Genomic DNA, 25,505 nt, shown 5'->3' on the forward strand with positions numbered 1-25,505 from the left:
TGCTGCGTCCGAACTCGTTTTCCTTCGAGATTCTACACTGCGACTTGCCGGGAGCTCGCGAATCCGCTGGCATCTCTGATTGTCAGCGAACTTTGGGCTTTGAAGGAGCCAATGCGGAACCACGAGGTACCAAATCACTCCGAGTTCTTCGGGGCAAGGGAACGGACGTGGTGGCTTGGATGAGGCGCTGCAGGGATCAGAAGCTAACCACAGGATCAGGATCATGAAGAACGTTATGCTGTCTTGGACATTTTGGGCTCTGCTTTCTGCAGCATTCGCCGCCCTCACAGCAGTTTTTGCGAAGATCGGTATCGAGAATGTAAATTCTGATTTCGCGACGTTCATTCGGACAATCGTCATCTTGATGACTGCATCACTGATCGTCGTCGCCACTGGCAACTGGCAGCAACCTACTACTGTATCAGCCAAGACCTGGATTTTCTTGGTGCTGTCCGGACTAGCAACCGGGGCGTCCTGGATTTGCTATTTTCGCGCGCTGAAGATTGGAGACGCCGCCCGTGTCGCGCCTATCGACAAGCTTAGTGTCGTGTTCGTTGCGGTCTTTGCAGTACTCTTCCTTGGTGAAAAGCTATCGGTCCTCAATTGGCTGGGGATTATCCTGATAGCGACTGGAGCGGTACTCGTCGCATATAGTGGGTAGCCGAATGACTGCAGCTGACTCCGCCGCAGTGAGGCCGCTAAAAAACCTGGGCCGCAACAAACTCGCCCTCGCAGAGAGGATGACGGGCGGGTTCTTCGACGTCATCCCCGGCCTCAGTGTTTGCCATGGCCGTGACCATTGCCGTGACCGTTGCTGTCATTTCCTCCACTGTTGCCGTTGCCGTTGCCGTTATTGCCCTTGCCGTTCCCGGTTGCGCTCTTGCCGTCCTTGCCGTCCTTCCCATCATTGCCTTTCCCATTCCCCTTATTGTCCTCGGAGTTTCCTCTGGTAGAACCATCGCTAGACGCGCCTGCGGTCGTAACGGCTGCCGGCGTGCTCGGAGCTGACGTGCTCGTGCTTGCGACAGCCCCGCTGCTTGTCGTGCCTGCGGCCTGCCCAGCGCTATTGGATGTAGTCGAGCTGGTTTTGCCCTCATTCCAGACCGTTTCAATCCGGGATTGAGGCGCACCTCTCACCGTGCCGAGCGCTTCCCCTCCTCGCGCCAGCCCGTGCGTGGCCTTGTGGACGTTCAACTTGACCTCGCCGAGCGGATTCGAGATGCGCACGACGCCAGCCTTGGGCGCGGGACCGCTGGCCGCCTGTTGCGATTGCTTCAGTGCGCCGGCGGCCTTGGTGCCCTTGTCGGTCGGACCGAGCGCATGGATCGCGTGGGCGTTCGCTGCATTGCGCGGGGCCGACAGGCCTGATTTCGGCACCGGGATACGCTCGATCGTCGCGGCGCGCGGCTTGCCGTGCTCGATCGGATTGAACGTTCCGGAGCCGCTCAGAGAGAGGCCGGGCTTGCCATGCTCGAAGACGGTGGCGGCCTGCCCCGGCAGGATCTGGGCGATCTGCCCGGTCTTGAAGTCGGAGACCTCGACCTGGCCGCGAAGCACGCCCACCTTGGTGCTGCCCGCATTCACGGTGACGCTGAACTGGGTCCCCTTGACCACGGCGGCGAGATAGGGCGTCTCGACCTCGAAATGCTTGACGTTGCGCTTCTCGACCTCGAGCAGGATCGAACCTGCCTGCTGGATGATGGTGGTCGAGAGACCGTCCTTTTTCTCGGTCGGCAAGCCGACCACTGAGTTGGGAGAGATCAGGATCGTTTCCTCGCCGCGCACGAGCAGCACGCGCCCGTTGCGTCCGGTGCGAATGGTGTCGCCGGGCTTGAGTCCCTCCTGCTGGTTCAGCGACACCTGCTGCGCGCCGCTGGTGGCGACCCAGACCTCGCCCGTGGCCTTGCCGACCGACCAGACGCCGTCGTCTGCGGCGGTTGCGCCGGAGGCCGTTCCCAGGATCAGCGCAGCCGCGAAGGCGCACCGCATTCCAATTTTGCTCAGCATGGCGGTCCTCAGTCCACGATAGTCAGTCCTGAGGGGTATCCAAAATTACTCAACATAGACTTAGCGAGAAGCAGAGCAGAAACCATCCTGTTAACGATCCATTGACCATAAAAAGTTACGAAAAATCATGCCAATAACGCACTCTCACCAGCTCATGGGCAGTTCTCCGTCAAACTACGGGAAAGGGCTCATTGCGTGCCAATGGCATCTATTTGCCGCGCTGATGTTGATGACCCCAACTTTCACCGGAGTCTCGCAGGCACTCGCGCAGCAGGCGAACCAGCCAGGTTTCGATCCACGCCAACCCGAGAAATATTTTGAAAACCAAGCGGAGCAGGATTTGCTGCGCCGTCCAACACTCGCCGCCCCCAAGGTCGGCACGCCCAACACCGGCGGTGATACCAGGCCTCAGTTCGTGCTGCGCGGAATCGTCGTCACCGACGCTCACGCCATTTCCCCCGATCGCATCGCTACGGTCTACCAGCCTTATCTGGGGAAGAACGTCTCGCAGGCAGATCTCACCGCGATTGCCGGCGCGATCACCGATATCTACCGTCAATCTGGACTCCACCTAAGCCGCGCGATCGTGCCGCCGCAGGACATCGCCGACGGCCTGCTCCGGATCCAGGTAATCGAAGGCGCTATCGTGGAGGCTGAGCTGAAAGGCGACGGCGCCGAGCAGTTCGGCGTGAAACCGATGCTTGGGCCGGTTCTGGCCGAGCAACCGTCGCGCCTGGCAACGCTGGAACGCCAGCTCTTTCTCATCAACGGCAGACCTGGCGTCCGGATCACCGATACCGCACTAGAGGAAATCGGCGGTGCAACCGGCCGCTTCCGCCTCATCGTCTATTTGAAGACCTGGCACGTCTTCTCGTCGTTCGGTCTGGACAATCTCGGCTCATCATCAGTCGGTCCTTGGCAGACCTACGCGACCGGCGCGTTCAACTCCTATCTCACGCCCGGCGACACGCTGGCAGTCAACCTGTCGACGATTGCCAACGACCCCCGCCAGCTCGGCTTCGCACGGCTGTCCTACGATGCCCCAGTCGGCGTCGACGGCGTGCGTCTCGGCGGGTCCGTCCTGTACAGCGCGGTCAGACCGGGCGATGCGCGCCGCCTCGACAGCGACATCACCACGACCGAGGCGTTCGAGCTGCGTGGCAGCATCGTCCCATTGCAGTCGCAATCCTCCTCGCTGACCGTGACCGCGGCAACGGCCTTCAGCAACGTGTCCGAGCATGACCTTTACGGCCCCTGGTACAACGACCACATCAGGACGGCGAGCCTGACCGCCGACTACCGGCTCCAGGATCATTTCGGCGGCACCAATTTCGCGACGCTCACCTACCGCCAGGGGCTCGACATCTTCGGTGCCTCGCATTTCGGCGACGACCTGTTGTCGCGCGATGGCGCGTCATCGAACTTCTCCGTGCTGAACCTCTGGTTCACGCGCTACCAGACGCTCAACGACGTCTGGTCGCTCAAGCTTTCCGGTGCGAGCCAGACGGCGTCACGGCCGTTGTTCTCCTCGCAGCAATTCTATCTCGGCGGCGCGGCCTTTGGCAGGGGCTACGGCGCAGCCGAGATCAGCGGTGACAACGGTCTTGCCGGCTCGCTCGAACTGCGTTTCGACCAGAAGCTCAATTTCCGCTACTGGACCGGCTATCAGCTCTATGCCTTCGGTGACGCCGGCGCAGTCTGGAACTACGGTTACCGCCTGAGCGACGGCCTGTCGCTTACCTCCGCCGGAGCTGGCGTGAGGTTCTTCCTGCCGGAGGATTTTCAGGCCGATCTCGGCGTGGCGGTCCCCCTGAGCTACCCGGCGCCCGACAACGAGCGCCGCAGCCCGCGCTTCGTGTTTACCCTGTCAAGCGCGTTGCGGCTCTGCTCCGAACGCGGCAAGGGCGGCTGTCTGTAACAGCGCACGTTCAACCTTCACATCCTATGCCTCCTCCGCTTGCCCCTCACGGGGGCCGCTCCTGGCCCGTTCGAGACGTGCCCGTCCGGTCTGACCGCGTCCCGCTTATCGGGTTAGACCCGGATGTCATCGCCTCACGGCGCAAGCGGCGCAACTGACCCAAACCGGCCGCTCCAGCGGTCCACCGGGCTTGGCTTTTGCGCGGCAACTTTTCAGGTACTTGCAGCGTTTCGTTTGCTGGTGTGAAAAGGCCTTCAAGATTGCCCCCTCCACCGCTTGGTAGGTCAATAGCTTAGCTCGCCGATCGGCGTCGGGACCCCGCGCCGATTGACACCAGAAGCTGCCGATCCGAAGCGTCCCGCTCAGCCCAGGCTAACATTATGAAGTTAGGAACCTGACACTGTTCTTCAGCTTTGTTGTCGTTCGAAATGCCTCGGGACCTCGGGCAAGCCAAGCTATGGGATTTGTCAAAGACGCATAGCGCTGGCACGCTGAAAAGGTCCGTTGCCCGGTGCGTTCTTTCGCGATCGGTAGACAGCTAGGACGCCGCGGCACGTCTTCACGTCTAGCCGATAGAAATCGAGCATCAATCGCTCGAGGTCACCGGCCGTGATCTTGTAGCTTGGCGCCCCCAAGAACAGCAGCACCATCGTAGATGGCCATGAGAACTCCAGCGATTTGGCCAGGATCAAGATCGGCTCTCGATCTTTTTCGATCAGTGCTCGTTCCACGATGTCGATCGGCAGTTGGCAGAGCAAGGATAAGGCTACAGCCGTTTCGTTGAACTTGAGCGAGTGGGCAAATTCGAAGACCTTGTCCTCGGTCAGCTCGCCTCGCTCGTGCAGCTTTGCCACTGTCCGCTTGGCAGCGAAATAGTCTTTCGAGGCCGGACCGAATCTGGCGTGGATTGCGCCGGTGACGTCAACGACGACCTGATGGATCTGCGGCCCGATATCGGGACGCTCCCGTTCGAGCTTTTGCCGCACTTCTTCGGAGGCTTTGGCGATCAGCTGATGAAACAGGTGCCGCGGAATATCTTTTCGCAATCCGACAGATTCCGCGAGGATCGAATCCCCTTCCGAACGCCGCACCAGGTGTAAAAAGCCGGAACTCGAAAAATTCGCCCCGCTATTTGCTGCGACCGAGCTCACGACCTCGTTGGAACCACGGACGACGAGGACATCGGTGACCGATTCCGGGACCGACCTTCGCTTGGAGATCGCAAGCAGATGCTGCTGGCTCTTTGTCCTGGCACACGCGATCAGCGTCTCAGTATCGAGGCGCTCCGACTGCTTGAGGATCGGCCAGGCGACCTCGATGCAGTCATCGGAGGCGAACTTGCGGGCCAGCTGGTAGGGTGCATTGGTGCTGGAGGCGAGCTTTCCTGCCAATCGGGCACGAGCCGTCGTCTCAATCTCCTGGGCGAGGCGACCGATGATCTCGCCGAAGGTCCAGATCTGGTCCTCGGAGTAGGTACGGGCAATCAGCACATCGGTCGCATGCCATAACGCCCGAAGACAACTCTCGGGATTTCCTTTGGCAACGGCCTCTTCCAACTCGATCAATAAAGACGCGGTGTCAGCCATGACGTGCTCGCAGCTCGAAAAAGTCTAAAAAAGACAAGGAGCTTAAGTCAGCGAGACCATCACACCGTCTCCGGGTTGAACGACCGGTAAATCTCGCGCTTGTGCCTTAGCTCTGCGTTAAGGTCGGCCCAATCGAGCCGCTCAAATTTTACGCGCTTCAGGGCCCTGCGAAGGCAACGGCCAAAGCTGTTCGGCGACGAGACGACGATGCCGGTGCTCGATCCCGTCCGCGGGCGCGCCAAGACCGGTCAGCTCTGGGCCTATGCAGCGGACGACAGGCCATGGACGGTGCCGAACCGCCCGGGCGTCGCCTATCTCTATTCCCCTGATCGCAAAGCCGACCGACGAATCGCCCATCTCGCAGGCTTCAGCGGGCTCCTGCAGGTCGACGGCTATGCCGGCTATGGCAAGCTCGGCAAGCGCGACGACGTCGGCTTGCGTTCTGCTGATCACATATGCGGCGCAACTTCTACGAACTTGCCGCCCCCGGTCCCGCGCCTATTGCGAGCGAGTCGCTCAAGCATATCGCCGAGTTCTATGCCATCGAGAAGGACATCCGTTGAGGCGAGACCGGTCAGTGGCTAAGGCTCGCTCACGCGCTTAGCGCGGGCGAGAGTTTCAGACGGCATCTCCCCAAATGTCCTGGCGTATAGGCGCGAAAAGTCGCCCAGGTGCCAGAAGCCGTTGGCAAGTGCGGTGGCTTTCACGCTTGATTGTCCCGCGGAGAGCTGGTCGCGAACCGCTGATAGCTTTTTCAGGCGCAGGTAGCAGTGCAGGCTCACGCCGTTCACGGACTGTGACGCGACCTGCAAGGTTCGGATGGATGTTCCAATGCGCCGAGCCAAGTCGCTGCTGTAAAAATGAGAGCACGGCAGACGTTGAACTATCTCGTCCAGCTGTGCGACGATCTCTCGGTAGCGGTCAGAGGATGATCCAGAACTCGTCTCAGAGCGAGGTTCCAGCATGGTCGACCTTGCTAATCATAACGCGCCACGAAACTTGGCCAAACTACCAACTGATGTCAGAAAGAATTGCCGCCGCAGCGTTCGAATAGCGGCCGCCGTACAATTGCTCATCCACGAATGAAGCGCGAGGAGAGCAACAAGCGTGGCCATTGCAACTCTCATATCCGGAAGCATGAGGGACACCATTTAATGGCGGGTTAATCTACGAGAGTTTGTTATCCGCATTGCAGCGACCGTATCGTCGGGAATTTAAGAACCCGGCTTCGATACGCAACACCGTCCGGTCTACCTACCTCGCCACCGCGGCGTTGACCGCGACTTCCACGGAATCAGGACAGATCCAATTGACGTCGCGGGTACGCCTTCTATTGGGCAGATGAATTGCCTGCGCCACAAGGCTGCGCCGCAAATCGCCGCGGCGACTGGCGTTCAGCAGCATCGACCGTCTGGTATTTGTCCGCGCTCATCGGTAGAATTCAATTGTCGGAGACTGACATGCCTCATTGGGTCAAACTTGTTGTCACTCTGGTGTTGCTAACGACGATCGCCAACATTGGCATTCTCTCTTACCTCCTCGCTCATCAGCGACCTGTCGCCGCGTCGAGGGAATTGTTCGACCACCCTGGCTTTAAGAAGGCTGTAGAAAGCATCGCGCAGGCAAAGGGGTATTTGACCGAAGCAGAAGTCGAAAAGATCATTGAGCACTGTCGGGTCATGACTGGCAGCAAGATCAACTGCGACTGACCATATCCTTGTGCTCCATAAGTGGAGCCGAAGTTTCTGGTACTCATACTCAAGAATCCTAAAGCCGATTTGGATTTTTCCAAGCGCCGGGATTGGCGGCATTTGATTTTGAGCGGATTTCGCCAGGGACCGCCACCTTTGTGGCGGCCCTTTGAGATCAGGATCACTTGCGTGGCCGAAATCTCCGGCGTCCCCGCGACCAAACGAACCAACCGCAGGCGATCACAAGAGCCAACAGGATCACGGCATCAAACTGATGAAAGAGCCTGCGGAAGGTCGTGTCACTGTGCCACCGCTCCCCTACCAAATATCCAATGTAGGCAAGCGAAAAACACCAGGGCCACGAGCCGAGGAACGTATAAACCTGAAATTTCACCATTGGCATCCGCGCAAGCCCGGCCGGGAATGCGATGAAGGTTCGTATCACCGGCAATAGGCGGCTGACAAAGACTGCCATGCTGCCGTAGCGCGCGAAGAACTGTTCGGCCTTGGCGAGTTCGGCGGGGCGAAGTAGGACGTAAGCTCCCCAGCGTTCGATCGCCTTCCTGCCACCCTTGGCGGCAATAAGGTACGCCAAGGTCGAACCGAGATTACAGCCGATCGCTCCCATCGTCGCTGCGCCGAGCAGGCTGAACCGACCTGCGAAAACAAGATAGCCGGCAAACGGCATGATGATTTCAGATGGAAGAGGAACGCAGGCAGACTCGACTGCCATCAGAATGACCAGGCCGAAATAGCCCAAATCCGATATTGAACCGATAATCCAGTTCGCAACTGCCGCAAGAACTTGATCCAACATGTCGCTTAGCCACCACGCAACGCCTCAAGATCCGGCTTCTTCGAAAGGGTGAGCGTTCCGGCTATTGCAATCGAGCCGCAAAGGAGCGCCGTAGCCAGAGCGACCGTCACATATAACCACGGCACGGTGAGCGTCTCCGGTGGCGGATCAAACACGCCGGACAGGAGAGTGACGAGGGCGTACGCTATTCCGAAGCCGACCGCGATGCCCATCACCGCGCCTCCGACCACGATGATGAGCCCCTCACTCCAGAGAAACGCGCCGAGTTGTCTTGGCGTGGCGCCGAGCGCTGAGAGAATGGTGAAGCTGCGCCGACGCTCCGAGAGCCCCAGCGCCAGGACAAGGCCGGTCACGCCCGCGATCATCAACACTGCAAAGCCAAGCTCCAAGGCGGTCAAGCCACGCAGGTCGACCGCGGTCAGACTGGAGCTGATGAGCGCCTGTGTCTCACCGAGCGTCGTGACCTTGGTGCCGCCGCGTTTCACTGCCAGCTTGCGCGCGTCAGCCGCGACGGCTTCTGCGTCCCCCGACGTTCGCAACAGAACTACCTCACTGGCATCGGAGCCAGCCTGTTTTGCGATGTAGTCCGCGTTGGCTACCAGGAAGGAGTCCTTTGGTGCTGTCGGAAACTCGCGGACGACGCCAATGAACTTGAATGGAACAACGTGATATTGATTGTCGCTTGCGTTCTGAAGCCGCAGGTTCAGGCGGTCGCCGGGCTGCAGCTGGAAGTCGTCCACCGTTTCCTGCGAGACCAGAACACCATCCGGGGTCTCGGCTAACAACGCGAGAGACTTGCCGGCATCATGATTGGCAAAATAGGCGTTCGAAATCGTGGTCAGCTTGCCGATCATTGTGGGATTGATACCGAACATATCCTGCAGATCCGCTCCGACGTAGGCAAAGCGATGCATCATCGGCTCCGCTGCGGCCACGCCTGGAATTGCTCGCAGCTCCGTCAGAAGCTCGCTGGCGGGATGCGACGTGGTTCCCGTCAACGTGACATCGGCGCCGTTCGTGAGTTCAGCGTCCACGCGTGATTGTGCGTTGTACGTGCTGTTGAAGATGGCCGTTGCTGTCGCAAAGGCGAACGCAAGCGCGACCAGCGCAACGCCCCTCGCCATCCGGCGTTGTTGACGCGACAGCGAGGCCACGATGATCGGCCCGAGATTCGCCGACAGCGGCGTAAGCAGCACCGCGACCGCACCCTGGCCCCGTCCCAGCGCCCATCGGCTCAGGCGGAGCCATAACAGGCCGCCACCGATCCAGAAGCACAGCGGCGCCAGGAAAGCTTCGTAGTGCACCGAGGTCTGGGCGATGCCCTCGGGAGCCAGAACAATTTCATAACCGGTCCTTGCGACCATCCAGAATACGACGCCGCCGGCACCGAGAATGACAACGTCCAGATAAAGTCGCTGCCATAGCGAGGGCACCGGTCGATCCATCTCCGCGCGCGCAGCCGCGATCGACGTGCCCGTCGCGTCCATCCAGGCGGGAACGAGCGAGGCCGCAATGCCGAAGCCAAGCCCGACGGCAACGACAAGCACGAGCCAGGGCATAACCAGCCCGAGATTTTGCAACCGCCACCAGGTCAGGGCCACGACTACAGCGAGAAGCAGGCCGATCACGGTGCCGAGTCCCGCAACCGCAGCGGCCTCAATCGCGGCAAGACGCAACAGTTGCAGAAGCGACGCGCCGCGAAGCCGTAGCAGCGCCTGCTCCCGGCGGCGACGTTCCGAACCGGACGAGGCGACCGCGAGCGTAACCAGGAGCGCCAAAATGACTCCGGGAATGCCGAGGAAGAGGAACAGGACGCGCGCATAAAGCGAGTCGGCGCGCACCGCGTCGAGCCGCGCGGCAAGATTGTCGGCAAGCGCGGCGCTGCCTGCGACGCGTGCCTCGAAATTGTTGGCCGCGCGCTGCGCCTGCACGAAAGCGGCGCTCGGATCCGGCGGCAAGACGGCATGATCGAGGCGGACATGGATCTGTGTGCGGACTGTGTCCGGCCGCGCGGACGCTTGTTGTGCGAACACGGTCCGCCACTCCGACATCGGCATCAGAAGCACGTTGTCCGGCGGAGCCTGGGGCGCAATGTTCCTGGACACCCCGATTGCCTGGAACATGGAGTCGGCATTCGGCAGCGCCACCACACCGGCAATCCTGACGTCGACCGGGCTGCCGCCCACGAGACGGATCGTCACCGTGTCGCCGGGGGCGACGTGAAGATTGGCGGCCGTTTGCGCGGCAATCAGCACACCGTCCCATGAACCCAGGTTGAGCTCAAGCTGGCCGGGAAAGAGCTGACGATAATCCGTCTCCAGGCCGAGCACCTTGCCCGGTCCGGTCGTCTGCGTCGTCCCGCCTGTGATAGCGGAAAATCCTTCCGTGTCCGCATAGCCTGCGGACTGCAAGTTTTCATAGCGGGCGGCATTGCCGATCGCGTCGATCACCGTTGCCGCATCGGCCCCGGGGACGAGAAGAACCTGCCAGTCCGCGGGCAGGCTCGCCACGGCGCGTCGGGCCATGCTTTCGGAAGATGCGACGACAAATGCGCCCAGAGATCCCAACAGCGCGACAGGCAATGCGAGCCCGACAACAGCAGCAGCGAGGCGGCCAAAATGTGCGGCGAAAAAGCCCTTGAGCCAAAGCCGTATCATGTGCTTTCCGCCATCGCCGTTAGCTGGAGCCGACCGTGATCCATGAGCCATGTGGTCTTCATGCGCCTGGCCGCGGAGGGGTCGTGGGTGGCAACGAGAAGGGCGGCATCGCTCCCCTCGAGGGAGTTGAGCAATGCATCGACGGTTTGCCGGGCGATCGACTGATCCAGCTGGCCGGTCGGCTCGTCGGCCAGAATCAGCCGGGGCTTCAGAGCGATCGCCCGCGCGAGCGCGACGCGTTGCGCCTGCCCGCCCGACAGCTCGTCCGGGACCTTGTCGGTTATGTCTGCCAGCCCAAGCGACTCCAGCGCCGCCAGTGCCCGGGTCTGCGGCGAGGAGATGTTTCCGGCTATTCGCAGCGGGACCTCGATGTTTTCGACGACGTTCAACGTCGGGATCAGGCTCGGCGCCTGGAACACGATCCCGACAAATCCCGGCCGAAGCGCATCATGCGGGCCGAGCGCTGGCCATCTCAGCAGACCGCCGGTCGGCGTATCGAGCCCGGCGATCAGATGAAGCAATGTCGATTTGCCGCTTCCAGAGCGGCCGAGCAGGGCTATTCGGTCGCCGGCCCGGATCTCGAACGATGCCGGTTGCAGGGCGTAGATGTCGCTGCCGCCCTGGCTGAAGCGGCGCGTCACCTCCTTGCCCTCGACAAGGATGTCAGGCATCGCCGATTCTCCCGTCGCGAAGATGGATAATCCGATCGGCGCGCGCGGCAAGCGCCTGACTATGGGTTGCCACGAGGACGGCAACACCGGCCCGGCATTGCTCGTTTAGTATGTCGAGGATGGACCGTTCCGTGACGGCGTCGACCTCGCCGGTCGGCTCGTCCGCGAGAAGGATACGAGGAGCCGCAGCCAGGGCGACGGCAAGACCCGCCCGCGCCAACTCGCCTCCCGACAGCTGACCTGGCCGCGCCGCAGCGCGCTCCTCAAGCCCGACACCCGCCAACAGGTTCTTTGCCCGCTCGTCGTTGATTTTGCCAGCGATGAGCATCGCGAGCTTGATGTTGTCCGCAACTGAAAGCGAGGGAAACAGGTTCCTCGATTGCATCAGGATGCCGATGTTCGCGCCGCGGCGGCGTGCGCGCTCGGCTTCCGACCGGCGGGTCAGGCGCTCCCCGAGAAATTCGACATACCCCCCATCGGGTTCATCCAGACCCGACAGGCAGGCAAGCAGCGTCGACTTGCCGCTGCCGGACGGGCCCACCAGCGCGACCAGTTCGCCCTCGTTGAGCCGCAGGCTGACGCCACGAAGCGCGAGCGTTTCGGATTCGCGTGCGTGAAAGAACCGGTAGAGATCGAAAGCTTCCAGGGTGGCCATGTCATTGCCACCTGAAGCTCTTCGCCATCAGATCCCATTGATCGGCATTGTCCGCTCCCAAGGGCGCCGACATGGTCAACGTGACCAACTTGCCATTCTGCCAGAAAAAATAGCGGTCGTTCTCTTCGCGGATCGCCTTGTCGGTCACCGGGTTCGGCTCGGAATTCGAGCTATAGCTGACGACCACGGCCAGTCCGGAAGGGAGCTTGACGGATTTGACCCCTGTCACGCGAACCGCCCTGCCAGTCTTTTCAAGGTCGGCGACTTCCTGTTGTTTGGCGTTGACCACGCTTATGGCATCGGAACGTTGCGACACAGCCAGTGCAATCGTGTTGTACTTGTCCCTGAAGGTGACGCCGTCGGATGTCTCGCGGCGAGCCCATCCTTCCGGGACCTTGATGTTGAAGCCGAGCGGCGAGCGGTAGTCGATGAAGACCTGATTGTCCGGGATGTCGCCGGGCGGGTTCTTTTCCGCGGCGACCGGCTTTTCGGCGCTGCTTGCTTGCGCAAAGGCAGACGCGGGCGCGAATCCAACGAGGCTCGCCAGAGCGGCGGCGATAGCAACGGCGCTCATTCTGTTCATGGTTGACCTCCTGTTGCCCCCCTTGCGAATTGCGACCTTGAAGATGCCCAAAGCTCGTTAGTTGTCTTCCTATCATCCTACCTCGCCTCCTGGATTGAGCAGGATCATTTCAACGATGAGAATTAGCTGCGACTTAGGAGCACGCCCGTTCCGGAGACCGCTGGGCTTCTCTACGCGGCCGCGTCTTTACTGGGTAATGCATCCGGAACGCCGGCAATCGGCAGCCGTACCGTGACACGGAGCCCTGACCGGCCGGCGCCCGCGATGTTCTCCAGCGCGATTCCGCCACCCAGGCTGTCGACAATGCGCTTCACGATGGACAAGCCAAGACCGGTTCCTTCTCCCTCCGGGCGAGAGCCCCGGAAAAACGGGTCGAAGATTTGATCCATGTCGCCGGAAGCAATGCCGGGGCCGGTATCCTCAACCTGCAGGATCGCCACGTCGTCCTGTGGATAGATCCCGATATCGATCGTTCCGCCCCGGGGCGTGAAACGAAGCGCGTTATCGAGCAAATTGCGGACGATCGCCGCGAGCATCACCGGCTCGCTGCGCACCGTGAGAGGTTCGACAAGCGCGAAGCCGAGATCGATGCCGCGGTCAAGCGCCTCCGGCAGCAGATCGGCCACGACCTCTTTCGCCACACAGTCTAGCGCTGCAAGCGGCATTTCGGCAGGGTCGGAGGGGGTAGCCTCATGCCGCGCCAGCGCGAGCAATTGCTCAAGGAGATGCTTGGTGCGATGCATACCCTGCTTGAGCGCGGCGACGCGCTCCCGCGCGACCTCGGGGAGCGCGACCGAATCAAGATTTTCCGCCTGCAGGCTGAGCGCGGTGATCGGCGTCCGCAGCTCATGCGCTGCATCGGCAACGAAGCGCCGGTGCTGATCCATCAAGAGCCGCATACGCGCCAACAATCCGTTGATCGAGGTGATGAACGGATGCAGCTCGCTGGGCGTACGCTTTAGCGGCAGCGGAGTCATGTCATCGGCTCGCCTTGAATCGAGATCTCCGGCAAGCTGGACTATCGGGCGGAGCGAGTGCGCAATGACAAGCGCCGTGACCAGCATCAGGCAGGGAATCAGCGCGGCGATCGGAAGCAACGTACGAAACGCCACATCGCGCGCGGTTTCGTCTCGAACAGTGGTCGGCTGCGCCACGGCGAACCGGCTGCCGTCGGATCGCGTTCGCAGGAGCACCCGGACTGGTTGTTTCTTCCACGTCGCGACCTGCAGACCATCGGGCAGGTTGAAGAGCTGGCGATCCTCTGCCAAGCCTCGCGGCGTCTTTCCCAACTCGACGAGCCAGACCTCTGTGTCCTCCTCGACGCCGTGAAGAGGCTGGCCGCCGCTGAAACCGGCATTTTGGGCCAGGCTCGCAAGTTGGATCAGGATCGAGTCCTGCAGTTCGATGGCCTCGCCGAACGCCCAGCTATAGGCGAACATTCCGCCGATTGCACCGCTCACCAGTATGATTGCGGTCAGGCCGACGAACAGGCGCGCGCGCAGGGACCTGATCATGATGAGCGGTCCACCATCCAGCCGACTCCGCGCACGTTGCGGATCGCTGCGGCTCCGAGCTTCTTGCGGATGGTGTGGATGAGGTATTCAATGGCATTGCTCTCGACCTCTTCATTCCAACCGTAAATCTGCCGTTCGAGCTCGCTGCGCGACAGGACTCTGCCCGGCCGCGCAAGCAGCGCCTGCAGCAAAGCGAACTCGCGCGCGGTCAGCAGCGCGATCTGATCGACAAACGACGCCTGCCGCGTTGCCGGGTCAAGGTTAAGCTTGCCGTTGCTCAAGAGCGGCGGGGAGCCGCTGCCCTCGCGGCGGAGCACAGCGCGCATCCGCGCCAACAGTTCGCGAATTTCGAACGGTTTTACCAGGTAGTCGTCCGCGCCGAGATCGAGGCCGTCGATCCGGTCATCGACCGCGTCCCGAGCGGTTACGATGATCACGGGGAATCTCCGGCCCAATGTGCGCAGGCGCCGAAGCACCTCGCGGCCGTCCGCCTTCGGCAGCCCAAGATCGAGCAGGCCCAACTCGTAAGATTCATTCTCCGCCGCGTGGACCGCCGTCTCGCCGTCGGTGACCCAATCGACCGCATAGGCTGCATCCTTGAGCGCCTGCTCGATGGCCGTGCCGATCATTCTGTCGTCCTCGATCAACAGAACTCGCATCGTTCGTTTCCTCACTCGGGAGTCAAGAATCGGACATGCCTAATTCTTGTGCTTCAGACTTAGCGCAGACTTAGGCCGGGTCCGCCCGCAAGTTGACAAAAAAGTTAGCGTCGGCGCTGCAGGAAACTCCTCGCCCTAAGGCGCGCCTAAGTTGGCCGTGGCCAAACTTCCGACGTCGCTTGAGTGCAACTCGATTCCGGGAGAACCACATGTCCATGGCCGGGGAACTGCGCTTATCGCCGATGCTGAACAAGGTTCCGGAGATCGCGCTCATTTTCTGGACCATCAAAATCCTCTCAACCACGGTGGGCGAGACCGGCGCAGACTATCTCGCCGTGCATGTCGGTCTCGGGGCAACCCTGACCATGGCCTGCATGGCTGGTCTCCTGATCGCTGCGCTTGTCTTGCAGCTGCGCGCACGCCGCTATATTCCCTGGATCTATTGGCTCACGGTGGTTCTGGTCAGCATTGTCGGAACCCAAATTACAGATTTTATGAGCGACAAGCTCGAGATCAGCCTTTACGTGAGCACGGCGGTCTTCGCCTGTGCGCTCGCCGGAACCTTCGCGATCTGGTACGGCGTCGAGCACACGCTCTCGATCCGCACCATCGTGACCACCCGCCGCGAGCTCTTTTACTGGGCCGCCGTTCTCTTGACCTTTGCGCTCGGCACCGCGGGGGGCGACCTCGCTACTGAGGCGCTCGGGCTCGGTTTCCAGCTTGGCGTCCTCGCGTTCGGCGTGCTGATCGCGTTCATCGCCGTTTTCTACTCGCTCGGTGTCAACCCGGTCCTGACCTTCTGGCTTGCTTACATTCTGACGCGCCCACTCGGCGCGTCGCTCGGTGACTTGCTGTCGCAGTCGCGTCATTACGGCGGGTTCGGTCTCGGCACGATCCAGACCAGCCTGGCCTTCCTGACCGTGATCATCGCGCTGGTCGCCTGGGTGACCTTTGAGGGGGATCGCAGCAAAGGTGTCCATCCGGCGGAGTCATCTTGAGCTTTTACCCTAGAGCCTGCGTGGATGGTGCGCAGGGCAAGCCATGAGGAGATTGTTCATGAAAAGAGTTCTTCTGGCAGCAGTGGCCGGCCTGCTCACGTGGGCCATCGGCGAGCCTATTCCTCCAGGCGGCGCCGCTTCGTTCCTGCCGACGGCCGAAGCCGGCGTATCCTCCAAGCTCGGTGACCTGTCGCCGTTCCGCAGCGTCGTGGTCGATGTTTCCGCTCTGATAGACAAGGGCGACCTCGGCGGCGCCAAGAACCGGATCAGGGATCTTGAGGCACAATGGGACGATGCGGAAGCTGCGCTAAAGCCGCGCGCCGCCGCTGACTGGCACACGCTCGACAAGGCGATCGACCGTGCGCTCGAGGCGTTGCGGGCAGCGTCGCCCGATACGACCAAATGCAAGCAGACGATCGCTGACCTGCTGTCCGTCATGGATTCGGTCGGAAAAGACTGAGGACGACTGCGATGCTCTTTCGGCTGCGGCGCACAAGTGTTGCGGTGATGTTGCGGCAAGCGAGCCGCGATGCGATCTCCAGAACGCGATTTGCTGCTGTCGCAGAGCGGCAGAACTGCAGAAAACACAGTTCCTAGAGCGACCTTCTCGCGCGTCCGGCGTTGAGACTCAGCAAAAGACTGCCGCTCACAAGCCAAAAACAAAACCCGTAGACGTTTGCTGGAGGTACAATGCCAAACGAAGACAATTTCGTGAGCAAGATCCCCGAGGTGACGCTCGGCTTCTGGGTGATCAAGATCCTCGCCACGACGCTCGGCGAAACGGGCGGCGATACTGTGACAATGAGCTGGCTGCACGCTGACCAAAATGCCCATAACGGGGGTTATTTGATCGGCACTGGCATATTCCTTGCCGTGTTCGTTGCGGCGGTGATCGCTCAAATCTCGACGAAGAGGTTCAACGCCTGGATTTACTGGATCGCCATCGTGGCCTCCACGACGGTGGGCACCGCCATGGCTGACTTTTTCGATCGCTCGTTGGGCATCGGCTACACAGGAGGCTCGTTGATTTTGTTGGCCTGCGTCTTGTGCTCGCTCGGGGCTTGGTACCTCACTATCGGTTCGATAAACGTTCAGACGGTTGCAACGCCGAAAGTGGAAATCTTCTATTGGGTGACGATCACATTTTCGCAAACTCTGGGTACCGCGCTCGGAGACTGGACCGCGGACAGTACCGGATTGGGATATGACGGAGGCGCGCTTGTGTTCTGTGCGGGACTGATCGTGCTGGCAGCTCTGTACTATTGGACGACAATCTCGCACGTGTTCCTATTCTGGGCGGCTTTCATCTTGACGCGACCGCTCGGTGCGACGGTCGGCGACTTTCTGGACAAGCCGACGAGCCACGGCGGCTTGGCGCTCAGTCGTCCTCTCGCATCGGGGGTGATCCTCGCCGTCATCGTCATTCTCATTCTGGTCTTGCCACAGAGGCCCGGACGGCATCCCGGATCCGGCGTCGCAGCGCAGGTGCGGTGATCCTCAGATGGAGTAGGCGCATTTTGCTGAGGACGCTCGCATTCCACACCCCGATTAGATCGTTTGGCAGAGGATGTCGTTCAATGCGCGTTCTGTCGGGTTGGCTAGGTGCTACAGTGCTGGTCCTGCTGGCGCGGCCGGCGGTCGCGGGTCCTCCCTTCGTGTCCGACGATCCCGAACCGACCGAATATCATCACTTCGAGATATACACATTCAACAATGGGACGAATACGCGCGACGGCATAGATGGCGGGGCGGGCATAGATTTTAACTACGGTGCAGCGCCTGACCTTCAGCTCACAGCGACCTTGCCCGCGGGCTTCAGTCAATCTGCGGCCGGCGGCACGAATTTTGGGTTGAGCAACATAGAGCTTGCCGCAAAATACCGGTTTCTGCATCAAGACAACTTCGGTCTCGACGTCGCCGTGTTTCCTCGCGTTTTTCTCCCCAGCGGTTCGAACACGATCGGCGACAACCATGCCTCGTTGCTTCTTCCGGTTTGGGTGCAAAAGGATTGGAAGGGCGGATGGTCCGCCTTCGGGGGCGGTGGATGCGTGTTCGGCGCCCTTCGCAGAGCAGATTTCTGTTTGGCGGGTGGTGTTCTCACATATCAACTAATGCCCAAGCTTCAGATCGGTGCGGAGCTCTTTCATCAGACCGCCAACTCTACGGGCACGCCCGCGACAACCAGCCTCGGGGTGGGATGGCGCTATGATCTCAGCAGCAATTTCCATCTGCTCGGCTATGTCAGGCGAGGAGTCGAGAACACGGAGCAAACTGATCGCTATTCCTGGTACACATCCGTTCTGTTCACCTTCTGAAACTGATTAGCGTTCCCTGGGGCTGCGCGGACCCATCTCCGGCAGTGCGCATCAATGCATGTCGCTGCCAGAGTTGCCCGCCGGTGCAGGTTAATGGCAGTTGCCTCTGCGCATGCCGGCCGCAAATTCAGTGAAAGCTCCTAATTGGATTCCGACGGCCCGGCTTTTCTGGCTTGCGGCAGCCGATCATTTTCCATCGAGTCCGTCACAGGAATCGGGTCGATGGTGGTTTGCTTGGTTGGCCTGTGTCAGCCAACGGTCACTGAGTGCCACGGCGACGATGCGCGGCTTCAAGGCGCGTACAAATCACCACATCACCTCCAGATCTTTGGGTTCGGCTCTGGCGCACAGCAGGACTGTCCTGTAATGTAGATCTCGACCGGATACCCGCGGCCGGAGCCGCGCCGGGGCCGGTATGGAGGTCTCATGCGCCTCCTCGACATTGGCTTCGCCTTTGCGGTTGCTGGGGCCGTTTGGCTCCGCTGGCAATCGGATGGATCAGTAGACGTCAAGACGTCCTATTTTTGGACGATGGCTGACACTGTGATCTGCGAAACGCCATTCCAAATCCGAAAGGCAATCGTCGCAATGGCTCAGGACGACGGAGCCCGCATTCGTAGTCTCGCCTGTACCCGACCTGGGGCCGGCAAGAGAGTGCGCGTCGTTTCCATGCCTGCAACTACATACGGGCCCTGGGAAATTCAATTGATTTCGGAGAGAGGCACCGCCGCCACGATGTGGGGCTATGCCGATCAATTTGAAGCTGACCGAGATCAATAGTTACGACGAGCCGCCGATCGTTAGTCGCTCAATCTGTTACGTTCATCGCTGTCTTGGTGCCACTCCGTGAAGCCATGCCCAGCGGCGGGCTTCACCCTGCAACAGGGCACCAACGCGCCGCAATCGACACGCTGCACGCGATTCCGAGCAACGTATCCGGTCAGATTCAGTTGCTGGCGAGAAGGGCTATGCTAGGGCTACGGGGACGTCCGAAAATCTTCACAACAGCAGCCCTCCTCCCCAGGTCGCATTTGACCCATTGCGCCTGTGCGCCCCTCAAGTCGGTCGCTGGCCCGAGCCTATTTTGAACGCGATAGGCAGGTTCAGCCCATCGGCTGATTTGTAGACGCTGGCACAACGTTCGAACGCGGTTCGGATCAAGCCTTGAGTCGCCTGATCTTGCTTCCGGATGACAGCGCCGGTCAGAACGAGACTGCCCAACCCGCCTCGCCAAAGGGTCTCCGTATCGGGGACGAAGTAGGTTGCAGCGTGCTCTGTGACCTTCACCTCCGTGAGGCCAGCTCCGTCTAGCAACTGGAGGAATTCGCCCGAGTTGGAATAACGAAACACATTGTGGCCCTGTGGCACGTCCAGCGGAGCCGATACGCCGATCTCGGCAATCGCGTCACGGAAGATGCCTTGAATACGCTGGCGCGACGGATCACCCCACCAAGAAAACGCAATGCGTCCGCCGGGCGATAAGGTTCGTACGCACTCTGCGACAGCAAGTTCTGGCCGGGGAAAATGTCCAAGCCCGAAAGCGCAGACGACTGCGTCAAACGTATGATCGGGAAATGGGAGATGTTCTACGTCTGCCTCACGATATTCGATCGTGGGGTACAGTCGCTGCGCCAGCTCTATCATCCGCGGCGACAAGTCAACACCGACCGAGCGTGCGCCACGATTTGCGGCTTCGGCTGTAAGAGCACCCGGTCCGCTCGCGACATCCAGCAGACGTGTACCACGGTGCAAATGCACGTCGTCGAAAAGAGGATCGGTGGCTAGAGCAGTCACCGCCGCAAAAAATGCATGATAGCTCTTCGCCAAAGCATCATGACCTTGGCGTTCGAAGGCCCGCAGTCGTTCCGCCTCGCTGCTAGACAGTTCTGCTGGAGACAAAATCATCATCCCCTAGACGCAAGACCGCTCAACAATAACAGCTCTCCGGAAGCGGGCAAACATCCTAGATGTGAAAGGGCCTTCAAGATTGCCCCCTCCACCGCTTGGTAGGTCAATAGCTTAGCTCGCCGATCGGCGTCGGGACCCCGCGCCGATTGACACACGTTGGCTCATCTCAACGCCCCCCGTCCCATTCGCGAGCTACCGTGCGCTCTTTGGCTCTGAAATCCATACCGTTCTTAATCGCTTGAATAGTTTGGCGCACGCGTTGCGCAATATCTTGCCTGATTTGACGCGCACTGTCGATCAACCGCCAAGTGGCGATGGTGAGAGACGTATCGGCTGACATTTCGCGCGAAGCCTCCAACATCCGCCGTGCTGCGCGTGCAACTCGACCGACGTTGAGCGATCCTGCCTCGCATCGCATTTGAAGTTGGCCGTTCCGTGCGAATTCAATGCGATCGTCGGCGAAATCCACAACGTTCACCTTTTTTGCGTAAGATGTCGCTTCGTTGAAAAGCCGCTCACGAATTGCAGCCTCCCCTGGGACCATGCGCGGGTCGAGTTGGTGCTTCGCTACAGTAGCCTCAAGCCGATTGCGTTCGGCGACAACGTAAGCATCGATCTTATGTCGCGTAAGTCCGACATAAACCTCCCGTGCGTCCGTCGGCTTCGCCACGTACAGCACGGCGGCAGCGGACGTTCGGCCTTGCACTGAATACGCCGTGCCCGCATAGGCCAGCGAAATACGCGGTGGCCTAGGTGGACCTTCGGCGCGCTCGCGAGCTAGAGATCCCCATTCCGTTTCGATCATGCGCTCGTCGTCGAACCGAACGGCGACTTTCACGTCAGCATCGTCTCGCGCCAGGCGCTCGATTGTACCACGGGTTCCGTTGCGAATGCGGAATCGGGGAAGATTTTCACTGAACCGGATGAGGTCACCTTGGGCAAGCTCAATCGTGCCAATTTTCTTGTCACGGCCAACGGCGAGGAGAGATAAATCCTCACCTACTAGGCGCCCTTCAGAACGCAGGACAGCACGCGCCGCTCTATTGAGAGCTGCGGCATCAGAATTTCGGCGTGTAATGATTAAGACGTCATCGCCATGCGCCTGGCGATAATTATTCCACGTCTCAATGACGCGGGCCTGCGCCTTGGCGTCGCCCGATACAAGTTCGAGCTTTTCTTGCCGCGCGTAAGCCCGCAGACCCGCGTCGGAATCACCTCTGGCCATCACCATCGATGCTGCGCGCTGCCACTCCACCGTTTGTCGACGGACTTGCGATAAAACTGCACCGCGCGCAATCACGTCGGAGATCGCTTTCAGCGCGCTGCCTCCTGGCACGGCCTGGAGTTGGCGCCGATCCCCGAGACACACAACCTTAGCGTGCGAGTCATGAGCCACCCTTAAGACCGTCTCGAGATCCCGCACGCCGGCCAAGCCGGTCTCATCGACAACAATCAGTGTATTGGCATCAATCTCGGATCCGATTTTGCGCTCATGGTCGTATCGCCATTTAGCGATAGCGCATGCTTCAATACCGCAAGATTTTGATAGTTCGTCAGCAGCCACCCAGGTGGGCGTCAATCCCAAAATCTTGAGACCGGAGGGCTGGGCAGCTTCGACCAGCGCCTGCGTCATCACCGTTTTCCCAGTGCCGGCGGGTGCCTCGCATATAGTCACCCCATCGCGATTGGCGGCAAACCTGACAGCATCGGCTTGTTCCTGAGACAGATAGGGCGCGTTTGCGAGCGCCGCCTCAAGCGCGTCCTGTGGAAACCAGTCCTGCTCATTCAGGCGATCCGCGGATCGTAGCAGGCTTGCTGCGGCGGCAGCTATAGCTGGCGTGGTCCAGTATTCTGCTCGTTCTTCGCCCGTAAGCTTACGAACAATTCCACGCTCCTCGAACGACCGCAGCTCTGCCCAAACCTGGTCGATGCTGACCGCGCGAATGGCCGCCTCGATGAGTGCTCCATGCACCAACTCCTTGCGGGTGATCACACTCTGATGCCGGAAGAGCTTCGAGGCGGCAACCGCAACCGGACCCGCCCCCTCGATTTCTGGAAGATCAAGTTCACGTTCGACGGCCGCGTCGGCCTCTTGACCAGGCACGAAGTCGCGCACCGCCTCCCATGGATCGGTGCCAGTTTGCACGAGCTCTTCCTTCCAGCGAGCCTCCAGGATCTTACCCACCGGGACTTCATCTTTTGAACCGCGCGTTGCCAGCGCTGCCAATTCCTTTTGCGCGCCGGTCGCGTCCCGTCCGACAAGCTGCTCTATCTGGCGCGATCGCTTCGAGAACGTCTCAATTAGACTTTGTGGGATGCCGGCAATCTCGAATTGATTGCGTCCAGCTTCGCGTCTACGTCGCCTGGGCCTGCATCTCAGATAACAATCAGCGAGATGTGGGCCGAGGCGAGGCGGCCTGGCAAGTCCGCGCCCTCCCCCGGAGTTGCGTCGTTCCTCCACAGCCAAGCCCCTCTTCGGCGCGCAACCTTTCAGGAATGTGAATAAGCGCCGAACTTTGACGAGAGGGTCAAATCGCGCGCCGATTGACACACGGCTGGACGACGAAACATCGCGAGAGGAGCGCGCGGGTCGCCCCATCGCTATAGTCCGTGTCTCAGCACATGACGATTTGGGGGAGAGAGTGGGAATCTCTCCCCTTAGGCCGCGAACGCGCGAATTACGCCGAAAAACAAGGATTCTCGAAAGCCACGGCCGACGTTTGTGACCACCTGTGTGTACCACCTGCCTGGGCGGTGCGGGCCATCAATCTCGGTCTTTTTCGAGGCGGTTCGGGAATGCGATCCGCGCCGACCCTTCCGATATTTCCCTGGGCATTCAGCGGCCAATCGCCATCCGTGTTGATCCAGCTTATTGCCCGGGCTTGTCCGCGCTGACGCGCCACACGGCGTTGCCGGTGTCGTCGGCGACCAACAGCGCGCCGGTGCGGTCGAGAGCTACGCCCACGGGCCGGCCCCGCACCGTGTCGTTGTCGCTGCCAAGAAATCCGGTGACGACCGAGACCGGTTTACCCTCCGGCCGACCGTTCACCAGCGGTACGAAGATCACCTGATATCCGTTAACCGGGCTGCGGTCCCAACTGCCGTGTTCACCGACGAAAACGCCGTTACTGAATTTAGGGGAGAGCGTCTCGCCTTTGCTGAACGCCAGGCCGAGCGCGGCCACGTGTGAACTCAGGCCGTAGTCCGGCTTGACCGCCTTGGCCACTAGATCGGGTCGCTGCGGATGGACTCGAACATCGACGTGCTGGCCCCAATAGCTGTAAGGCCAGCCGTAAAAGGCACCCTCCTGAACCGCGGTGAGATAGTCTGGGACGAGGTCCGGGCCGATCTCGTCCCGCTCGTTCACGACCGCGAACAGCCGGCCCGTCTGGGGATCGACCGCCAGATTGGTCGGATTGCGCGTGCCCGACGCAAAGATGCGCTTCGCGCCGGTCAGGCGGTCGACCTGGTAAATCGCGGCCCGCCCCTCTTCGGCGTCGAGGCCGTTTTCGGTGATGTTGCTGTTGGAGCCGACGCCGACATAGAGCTTGGACCCATCGGGGCTGGCGACCATCGCTTTGGTCCAATGGTGGTCGATCGGTCCGGCCGGAAGGTCCGCGAGCTTCACACCGGGCTCGGTGATCTTGGTCTGCCCGAGCGCGTACTTGAACGCCATGATCGCGTCCGTGTTGGCGACGTAGAGGGTGCCGTCCACATACGTGACGCCATAGGGCGAGTGAAGGTGGTCGACGAGAACCGTTTGTTCCTCCGGCTTTCCGTCGCCGTTGGCATCGCGAAGCAGGGTGATGCGGTTGCCGCCCTTGCCGGCCGTTCCAGCCCTCGCCTTCACCTTGCCCTGGATGAAATCCTTGGGTCGGAAAGGCGTGGTGCCCGGACTGTTGCCCTCGACGACGAGGACATCGCCGTTCGGCAGCGGGTAGACGATGCGAGGATGCATCAGCCCCATCGCTATCGCCTGAACCTTCATCCCTGCGGGGACCGTTGGCGTCTCCCCTGGTTCCCAGCCCACCGCCTTTGGGACGCTCATGGGCGGCAAAAGATAGTTTTGCGGCTCCGGAAGGTAGGGATCAGCTCCGTATTGCCGCATGGGATCGCCGCCCTGGTCGCAGGCGGTTAGCGCGACTAACGCGCAGAGGGCCGGCACGGCTCGAAGCATTGCGTGGGTCACAGGCGGTCTCCGACGGCGGTGGTACGAACGGTGGTCACCTTCCAACCGCTGGCGGCGGCCATGAGGAGCAGGATCGTCACGATCGCGGAGATCGAAATTCCCTGCGGTACGACAGATGTCCAAGCATCGCGGCTGTGAACGAAAACATTGAGAAGCGACAGCAGGGCCGCCACTGCGACGAGAAGGAACGGCATCCAGTTGATCCGTCCGGCTCGGCTCGTGAGAAAATCGATGATTAGGGCGATCGTGGCGACGAGAGCGAGGACCAAGCCTGCAGCAATCAACCACGCCGACGAGTTGGCCCACTGCCAGTTCGATGTATTCCAGTACATGATATCGGTGGCCAACCCGGCGATCAGCAGGGTCGACCCCGCAGCGATGAAGAGGGGGTGCAGCAGTGATTTGTGACTGACTCCGGGCACCAATCTGGCCATGTGCTCTCTCCAATCAGATGTTGGTTTGGTCGGCAGGCACGTTGTTGGGCATGTCGGAGATACCTTCTGCAGTGGCGGGCAGGTTGAGTTCGGGCCCGACATTGTAGCTGGTCATCGAGAGCGACCCGAGGGAGTAGCCCCGGATGAGCGGCTGCGACCGGCCTTCCGCCGCGGCGATGCCTGCCGTGTAGAGCAGGGGGATGTAATGGTCGGGCGTCGGCACGGACCGCGCGAAATCGGGATGCTCGTTGAGCTTCAGGATCGCCGCGGGATCTTCCGCCATTTGCCGCATAACCGCTTCGTCGAAGCGATGCGCCCAGTCCGCGCCTTCGGTCGGCTTGTTCCACTCGACTAGCCGAAGGTTGTGCACGACGTTGCCGCTCGAAAGAACGAGAACGCCTTTGTCGCGGAGCGACGATAGGCGCGCGGACAAGGCGAGATGATACTCGAACGGCTTGAGCGCGTTGATCGAGAGCTGCACGACGGGAATGTTGGCGTTGGGATAGAGATGCGCCAGGACGCTCCACGTTCCGTGGTCCAGTCCCCATTGATCCTGGTCGAGGCCGACCCAGTCGGGCTTGACCGCTTCCACGACTTCGCCGGCTACCTCCGGCGAGCCGTCGGCCGGGTATTCGAAATCGAACAACGGCTTCGGGAAGCCGTAGAAGTCATGGATGGTGCGCGGCCTGGCCATCGCAGTCACCGCCGTCGCTCCGATGAACCAATGCGCCGACACGACGAGGATTGCCCTCGGCTTCGGCAGCTTTTCGCCGAGCGACCGCCAAGCACGCGTGAAGCCGTTGAGCTCGAGTGTGTTCATCGGGCTGCCGTGTCCGATGAAGAGTGCCGGCATGCGGCTCGTCTGTGCGTTCATGAGATCATTGCTCTCTTTCATGCGAAGCC

The 25,505-nt window shown here is 60.8% G+C and carries 23 protein-coding genes and 1 pseudogene; 9 read left to right on the forward strand and 15 right to left on the reverse strand.

All coding sequences use genetic code 11. From position 1 onward, the window contains the following. Nucleotides 1-223: 223 nt before the first annotated feature. Nucleotides 224-661: an EamA family transporter gene (locus tag FXB41_RS10835; protein WP_219681748.1), complete on the forward strand. Its 438-nt coding sequence runs from the start codon at nucleotides 224-226 to the stop codon at nucleotides 659-661. Between the two features lie 113 nt (nucleotides 662-774). Here FXB41_RS10835 and FXB41_RS10840 read toward each other — a convergent pair whose 3' ends face one another. Further along, nucleotides 775-2,007 carry a FecR domain-containing protein gene (locus FXB41_RS10840; protein WP_219681749.1) on the reverse strand — a complete coding sequence of 411 codons (1,233 nt, stop codon included), beginning with the start codon at nucleotides 2,005-2,007 and terminating at the stop codon, nucleotides 775-777. Between the two features lie 154 nt (nucleotides 2,008-2,161). Here FXB41_RS10840 and FXB41_RS10845 point away from each other — a divergent pair, with 154 nt between their 5' ends. After that, the gene (locus FXB41_RS10845; RefSeq protein ID WP_376707493.1) at nucleotides 2,162-3,925 is read left to right on the forward strand and encodes a ShlB/FhaC/HecB family hemolysin secretion/activation protein; all 1,764 of its coding nucleotides are present in this window, start codon (nucleotides 2,162-2,164) and stop codon (nucleotides 3,923-3,925) included. A 467-nt stretch (nucleotides 3,926-4,392) separates the two neighbouring features. Here FXB41_RS10845 and FXB41_RS10850 read toward each other — a convergent pair whose 3' ends face one another. After that, complete coding sequence (locus FXB41_RS10850) at nucleotides 4,393-5,511, reverse strand: DUF2336 domain-containing protein (RefSeq protein WP_219681751.1); 1,119 nt, start codon at nucleotides 5,509-5,511, stop codon at nucleotides 4,393-4,395. A 183-nt stretch (nucleotides 5,512-5,694) separates the two neighbouring features. Here FXB41_RS10850 and FXB41_RS10855 point away from each other — a divergent pair. Continuing rightward, nucleotides 5,695-6,071, forward strand: a pseudogene (locus tag FXB41_RS10855) (IS66 family transposase); the annotation flags it as partial. A gap of 21 nt (nucleotides 6,072-6,092) precedes the next feature. Here FXB41_RS10855 and FXB41_RS10860 read toward each other — a convergent pair. Next, entirely contained in the window at nucleotides 6,093-6,476 is a 384-nt protein-coding gene (locus tag FXB41_RS10860; protein ID WP_219681752.1) for a helix-turn-helix domain-containing protein, read from the reverse strand. Nucleotides 6,477-6,971: 495 nt separating this feature from the next. Here FXB41_RS10860 and FXB41_RS10865 point away from each other — a divergent pair, with 495 nt between their 5' ends. Continuing rightward, nucleotides 6,972-7,220: a hypothetical protein gene (locus FXB41_RS10865; RefSeq protein WP_219681753.1), complete on the forward strand. Its 249-nt coding sequence runs from the start codon at nucleotides 6,972-6,974 to the stop codon at nucleotides 7,218-7,220. Between the two features lie 163 nt (nucleotides 7,221-7,383). Here FXB41_RS10865 and FXB41_RS10870 read toward each other — a convergent pair whose 3' ends face one another. The 7 genes from FXB41_RS10870 to FXB41_RS10900 form a co-directional block, all read right to left on the reverse strand. After that, on the reverse strand, nucleotides 7,384-8,019 hold the full coding sequence (locus FXB41_RS10870) for a DedA family protein (protein WP_246648748.1): 636 nt from the start codon (nucleotides 8,017-8,019) through the stop codon (nucleotides 7,384-7,386). Nucleotides 8,020-8,024: 5 nt separating this feature from the next. Next, nucleotides 8,025-10,601 carry an ABC transporter permease gene (locus FXB41_RS10875; RefSeq protein ID WP_246648749.1) on the reverse strand — a complete coding sequence of 859 codons (2,577 nt, stop codon included), beginning with the start codon at nucleotides 10,599-10,601 and terminating at the stop codon, nucleotides 8,025-8,027. Between the two features lie 71 nt (nucleotides 10,602-10,672). After that, nucleotides 10,673-11,398, reverse strand: coding sequence for an ABC transporter ATP-binding protein (locus tag FXB41_RS10880; protein ID WP_246648750.1), 726 nt, complete (start codon nucleotides 11,396-11,398; stop codon nucleotides 10,673-10,675). Beyond that, on the reverse strand, nucleotides 11,340-12,002 hold the full coding sequence (locus FXB41_RS10885; RefSeq protein WP_219681755.1) for an ABC transporter ATP-binding protein: 663 nt from the start codon (nucleotides 12,000-12,002) through the stop codon (nucleotides 11,340-11,342). Before FXB41_RS10885 ends, FXB41_RS10880 begins: the two co-directional genes overlap by 59 nt. A 1-nt stretch (nucleotide 12,003) precedes the next feature. Beyond that, complete coding sequence (locus tag FXB41_RS10890; protein ID WP_246648751.1) at nucleotides 12,004-12,585, reverse strand: hypothetical protein; 582 nt, start codon at nucleotides 12,583-12,585, stop codon at nucleotides 12,004-12,006. 170 nt (nucleotides 12,586-12,755) lie between these two features. Beyond that, nucleotides 12,756-14,099, reverse strand: a complete 1,344-nt coding sequence (locus tag FXB41_RS10895; RefSeq protein WP_219681756.1) for an ATP-binding protein — start codon at nucleotides 14,097-14,099, stop codon at nucleotides 12,756-12,758. Continuing rightward, nucleotides 14,096-14,758 (reverse strand): response regulator, encoded by a 663-nt coding sequence (locus tag FXB41_RS10900; protein WP_219681757.1) that lies wholly within the window; start codon nucleotides 14,756-14,758, stop codon nucleotides 14,096-14,098. Before FXB41_RS10900 ends, FXB41_RS10895 begins: the two co-directional genes overlap by 4 nt. A 215-nt stretch (nucleotides 14,759-14,973) precedes the next feature. On the opposite strand from FXB41_RS10900, the gene FXB41_RS10905 reads away from it, so the two are divergent. From FXB41_RS10905 to FXB41_RS10925, 5 genes are all read left to right on the forward strand, one after another. Then, on the forward strand, nucleotides 14,974-15,756 hold the full coding sequence (locus FXB41_RS10905; RefSeq protein WP_219681955.1) for a COG4705 family protein: 783 nt from the start codon (nucleotides 14,974-14,976) through the stop codon (nucleotides 15,754-15,756). A gap of 58 nt (nucleotides 15,757-15,814) precedes the next feature. Further along, nucleotides 15,815-16,216: a hypothetical protein gene (locus FXB41_RS10910; RefSeq protein WP_219681758.1), complete on the forward strand. Its 402-nt coding sequence runs from the start codon at nucleotides 15,815-15,817 to the stop codon at nucleotides 16,214-16,216. 230 nt (nucleotides 16,217-16,446) lie between these two features. Next, nucleotides 16,447-17,250: a COG4705 family protein gene (locus tag FXB41_RS10915; protein WP_219681759.1), complete on the forward strand. Its 804-nt coding sequence runs from the start codon at nucleotides 16,447-16,449 to the stop codon at nucleotides 17,248-17,250. An 83-nt stretch (nucleotides 17,251-17,333) separates the two neighbouring features. Continuing rightward, nucleotides 17,334-18,071, forward strand: a complete 738-nt coding sequence (locus FXB41_RS10920; RefSeq protein WP_219681760.1) for a transporter — start codon at nucleotides 17,334-17,336, stop codon at nucleotides 18,069-18,071. Between the two features lie 426 nt (nucleotides 18,072-18,497). Beyond that, nucleotides 18,498-18,851, forward strand: a complete 354-nt coding sequence (locus FXB41_RS10925) for a hypothetical protein (RefSeq protein WP_219681761.1) — start codon at nucleotides 18,498-18,500, stop codon at nucleotides 18,849-18,851. 276 nt (nucleotides 18,852-19,127) lie between these two features. Here FXB41_RS10925 and FXB41_RS10930 read toward each other — a convergent pair whose 3' ends face one another. From FXB41_RS10930 to ygiD, 5 genes are all read right to left on the reverse strand, one after another. Beyond that, complete coding sequence (locus FXB41_RS10930; RefSeq protein WP_219681762.1) at nucleotides 19,128-19,979, reverse strand: class I SAM-dependent methyltransferase; 852 nt, start codon at nucleotides 19,977-19,979, stop codon at nucleotides 19,128-19,130. Nucleotides 19,980-20,145: 166 nt separating this feature from the next. Next, on the reverse strand, nucleotides 20,146-22,578 hold the full coding sequence (locus FXB41_RS10935) for an AAA family ATPase (RefSeq protein WP_246648753.1): 2,433 nt from the start codon (nucleotides 22,576-22,578) through the stop codon (nucleotides 20,146-20,148). Between the two features lie 270 nt (nucleotides 22,579-22,848). Continuing rightward, nucleotides 22,849-24,156 (reverse strand): PQQ-dependent sugar dehydrogenase, encoded by a 1,308-nt coding sequence (locus FXB41_RS10940; protein ID WP_219681956.1) that lies wholly within the window; start codon nucleotides 24,154-24,156, stop codon nucleotides 22,849-22,851. Nucleotides 24,157-24,164: 8 nt separating this feature from the next. Further along, on the reverse strand, nucleotides 24,165-24,602 hold the full coding sequence (locus FXB41_RS10945; protein ID WP_219681764.1) for a DUF2231 domain-containing protein: 438 nt from the start codon (nucleotides 24,600-24,602) through the stop codon (nucleotides 24,165-24,167). 13 nt (nucleotides 24,603-24,615) lie between these two features. Continuing rightward, nucleotides 24,616-25,476 carry a 4,5-DOPA-extradiol-dioxygenase gene (gene ygiD, locus FXB41_RS10950; RefSeq protein WP_246648754.1) on the reverse strand — a complete coding sequence of 287 codons (861 nt, stop codon included), beginning with the start codon at nucleotides 25,474-25,476 and terminating at the stop codon, nucleotides 24,616-24,618. Nucleotides 25,477-25,505 lie beyond the last annotated feature (29 nt).

The sequence above is a fragment of the Bradyrhizobium canariense genome (assembly GCF_019402665.1).
Taxonomy (GTDB): Bacteria; Pseudomonadota; Alphaproteobacteria; order Rhizobiales; family Xanthobacteraceae; genus Bradyrhizobium; species Bradyrhizobium canariense.

What these genes read in the sequence shown, in the direction of transcription:
- FXB41_RS10835 (WP_219681748.1), top strand. Translation starts at nt 224, where the DNA reads ATGAAGAACGTTATGCTGTCTTGGACATTTTGGGCTCTGCTTTCTGCA.
- FXB41_RS10840 (WP_219681749.1), bottom strand. Translation starts at nt 2,007, where the DNA reads ATGCTGAGCAAAATTGGAATGCGGTGCGCCTTCGCGGCTGCGCTGATC.
- FXB41_RS10845 (WP_376707493.1), top strand. Translation starts at nt 2,162, where the DNA reads ATGGGCAGTTCTCCGTCAAACTACGGGAAAGGGCTCATTGCGTGCCAA.
- FXB41_RS10850 (WP_219681751.1), bottom strand. Translation starts at nt 5,511, where the DNA reads ATGGCTGACACCGCGTCTTTATTGATCGAGTTGGAAGAGGCCGTTGCC.
- FXB41_RS10860 (WP_219681752.1), bottom strand. Translation starts at nt 6,476, where the DNA reads ATGCTGGAACCTCGCTCTGAGACGAGTTCTGGATCATCCTCTGACCGC.
- FXB41_RS10865 (WP_219681753.1), top strand. Translation starts at nt 6,972, where the DNA reads ATGCCTCATTGGGTCAAACTTGTTGTCACTCTGGTGTTGCTAACGACG.
- FXB41_RS10870 (WP_246648748.1), bottom strand. Translation starts at nt 8,019, where the DNA reads ATGTTGGATCAAGTTCTTGCGGCAGTTGCGAACTGGATTATCGGTTCA.
- FXB41_RS10885 (WP_219681755.1), bottom strand. Translation starts at nt 12,002, where the DNA reads ATGGCCACCCTGGAAGCTTTCGATCTCTACCGGTTCTTTCACGCACGC.
- FXB41_RS10890 (WP_246648751.1), bottom strand. Translation starts at nt 12,585, where the DNA reads ATGAACAGAATGAGCGCCGTTGCTATCGCCGCCGCTCTGGCGAGCCTC.
- FXB41_RS10895 (WP_219681756.1), bottom strand. Translation starts at nt 14,099, where the DNA reads ATGATCAGGTCCCTGCGCGCGCGCCTGTTCGTCGGCCTGACCGCAATC.
- FXB41_RS10900 (WP_219681757.1), bottom strand. Translation starts at nt 14,758, where the DNA reads ATGCGAGTTCTGTTGATCGAGGACGACAGAATGATCGGCACGGCCATC.
- FXB41_RS10905 (WP_219681955.1), top strand. Translation starts at nt 14,974, where the DNA reads ATGGCCGGGGAACTGCGCTTATCGCCGATGCTGAACAAGGTTCCGGAG.
- FXB41_RS10910 (WP_219681758.1), top strand. Translation starts at nt 15,815, where the DNA reads ATGAAAAGAGTTCTTCTGGCAGCAGTGGCCGGCCTGCTCACGTGGGCC.
- FXB41_RS10915 (WP_219681759.1), top strand. Translation starts at nt 16,447, where the DNA reads ATGCCAAACGAAGACAATTTCGTGAGCAAGATCCCCGAGGTGACGCTC.
- FXB41_RS10920 (WP_219681760.1), top strand. Translation starts at nt 17,334, where the DNA reads ATGCGCGTTCTGTCGGGTTGGCTAGGTGCTACAGTGCTGGTCCTGCTG.
- FXB41_RS10925 (WP_219681761.1), top strand. Translation starts at nt 18,498, where the DNA reads ATGCGCCTCCTCGACATTGGCTTCGCCTTTGCGGTTGCTGGGGCCGTT.
- FXB41_RS10930 (WP_219681762.1), bottom strand. Translation starts at nt 19,979, where the DNA reads ATGATGATTTTGTCTCCAGCAGAACTGTCTAGCAGCGAGGCGGAACGA.
- FXB41_RS10935 (WP_246648753.1), bottom strand. Translation starts at nt 22,578, where the DNA reads ATGGGGCGACCCGCGCGCTCCTCTCGCGATGTTTCGTCGTCCAGCCGT.
- FXB41_RS10940 (WP_219681956.1), bottom strand. Translation starts at nt 24,156, where the DNA reads ATGCTTCGAGCCGTGCCGGCCCTCTGCGCGTTAGTCGCGCTAACCGCC.
- FXB41_RS10945 (WP_219681764.1), bottom strand. Translation starts at nt 24,602, where the DNA reads ATGGCCAGATTGGTGCCCGGAGTCAGTCACAAATCACTGCTGCACCCC.
- ygiD (WP_246648754.1), bottom strand. Translation starts at nt 25,476, where the DNA reads ATGAACGCACAGACGAGCCGCATGCCGGCACTCTTCATCGGACACGGC.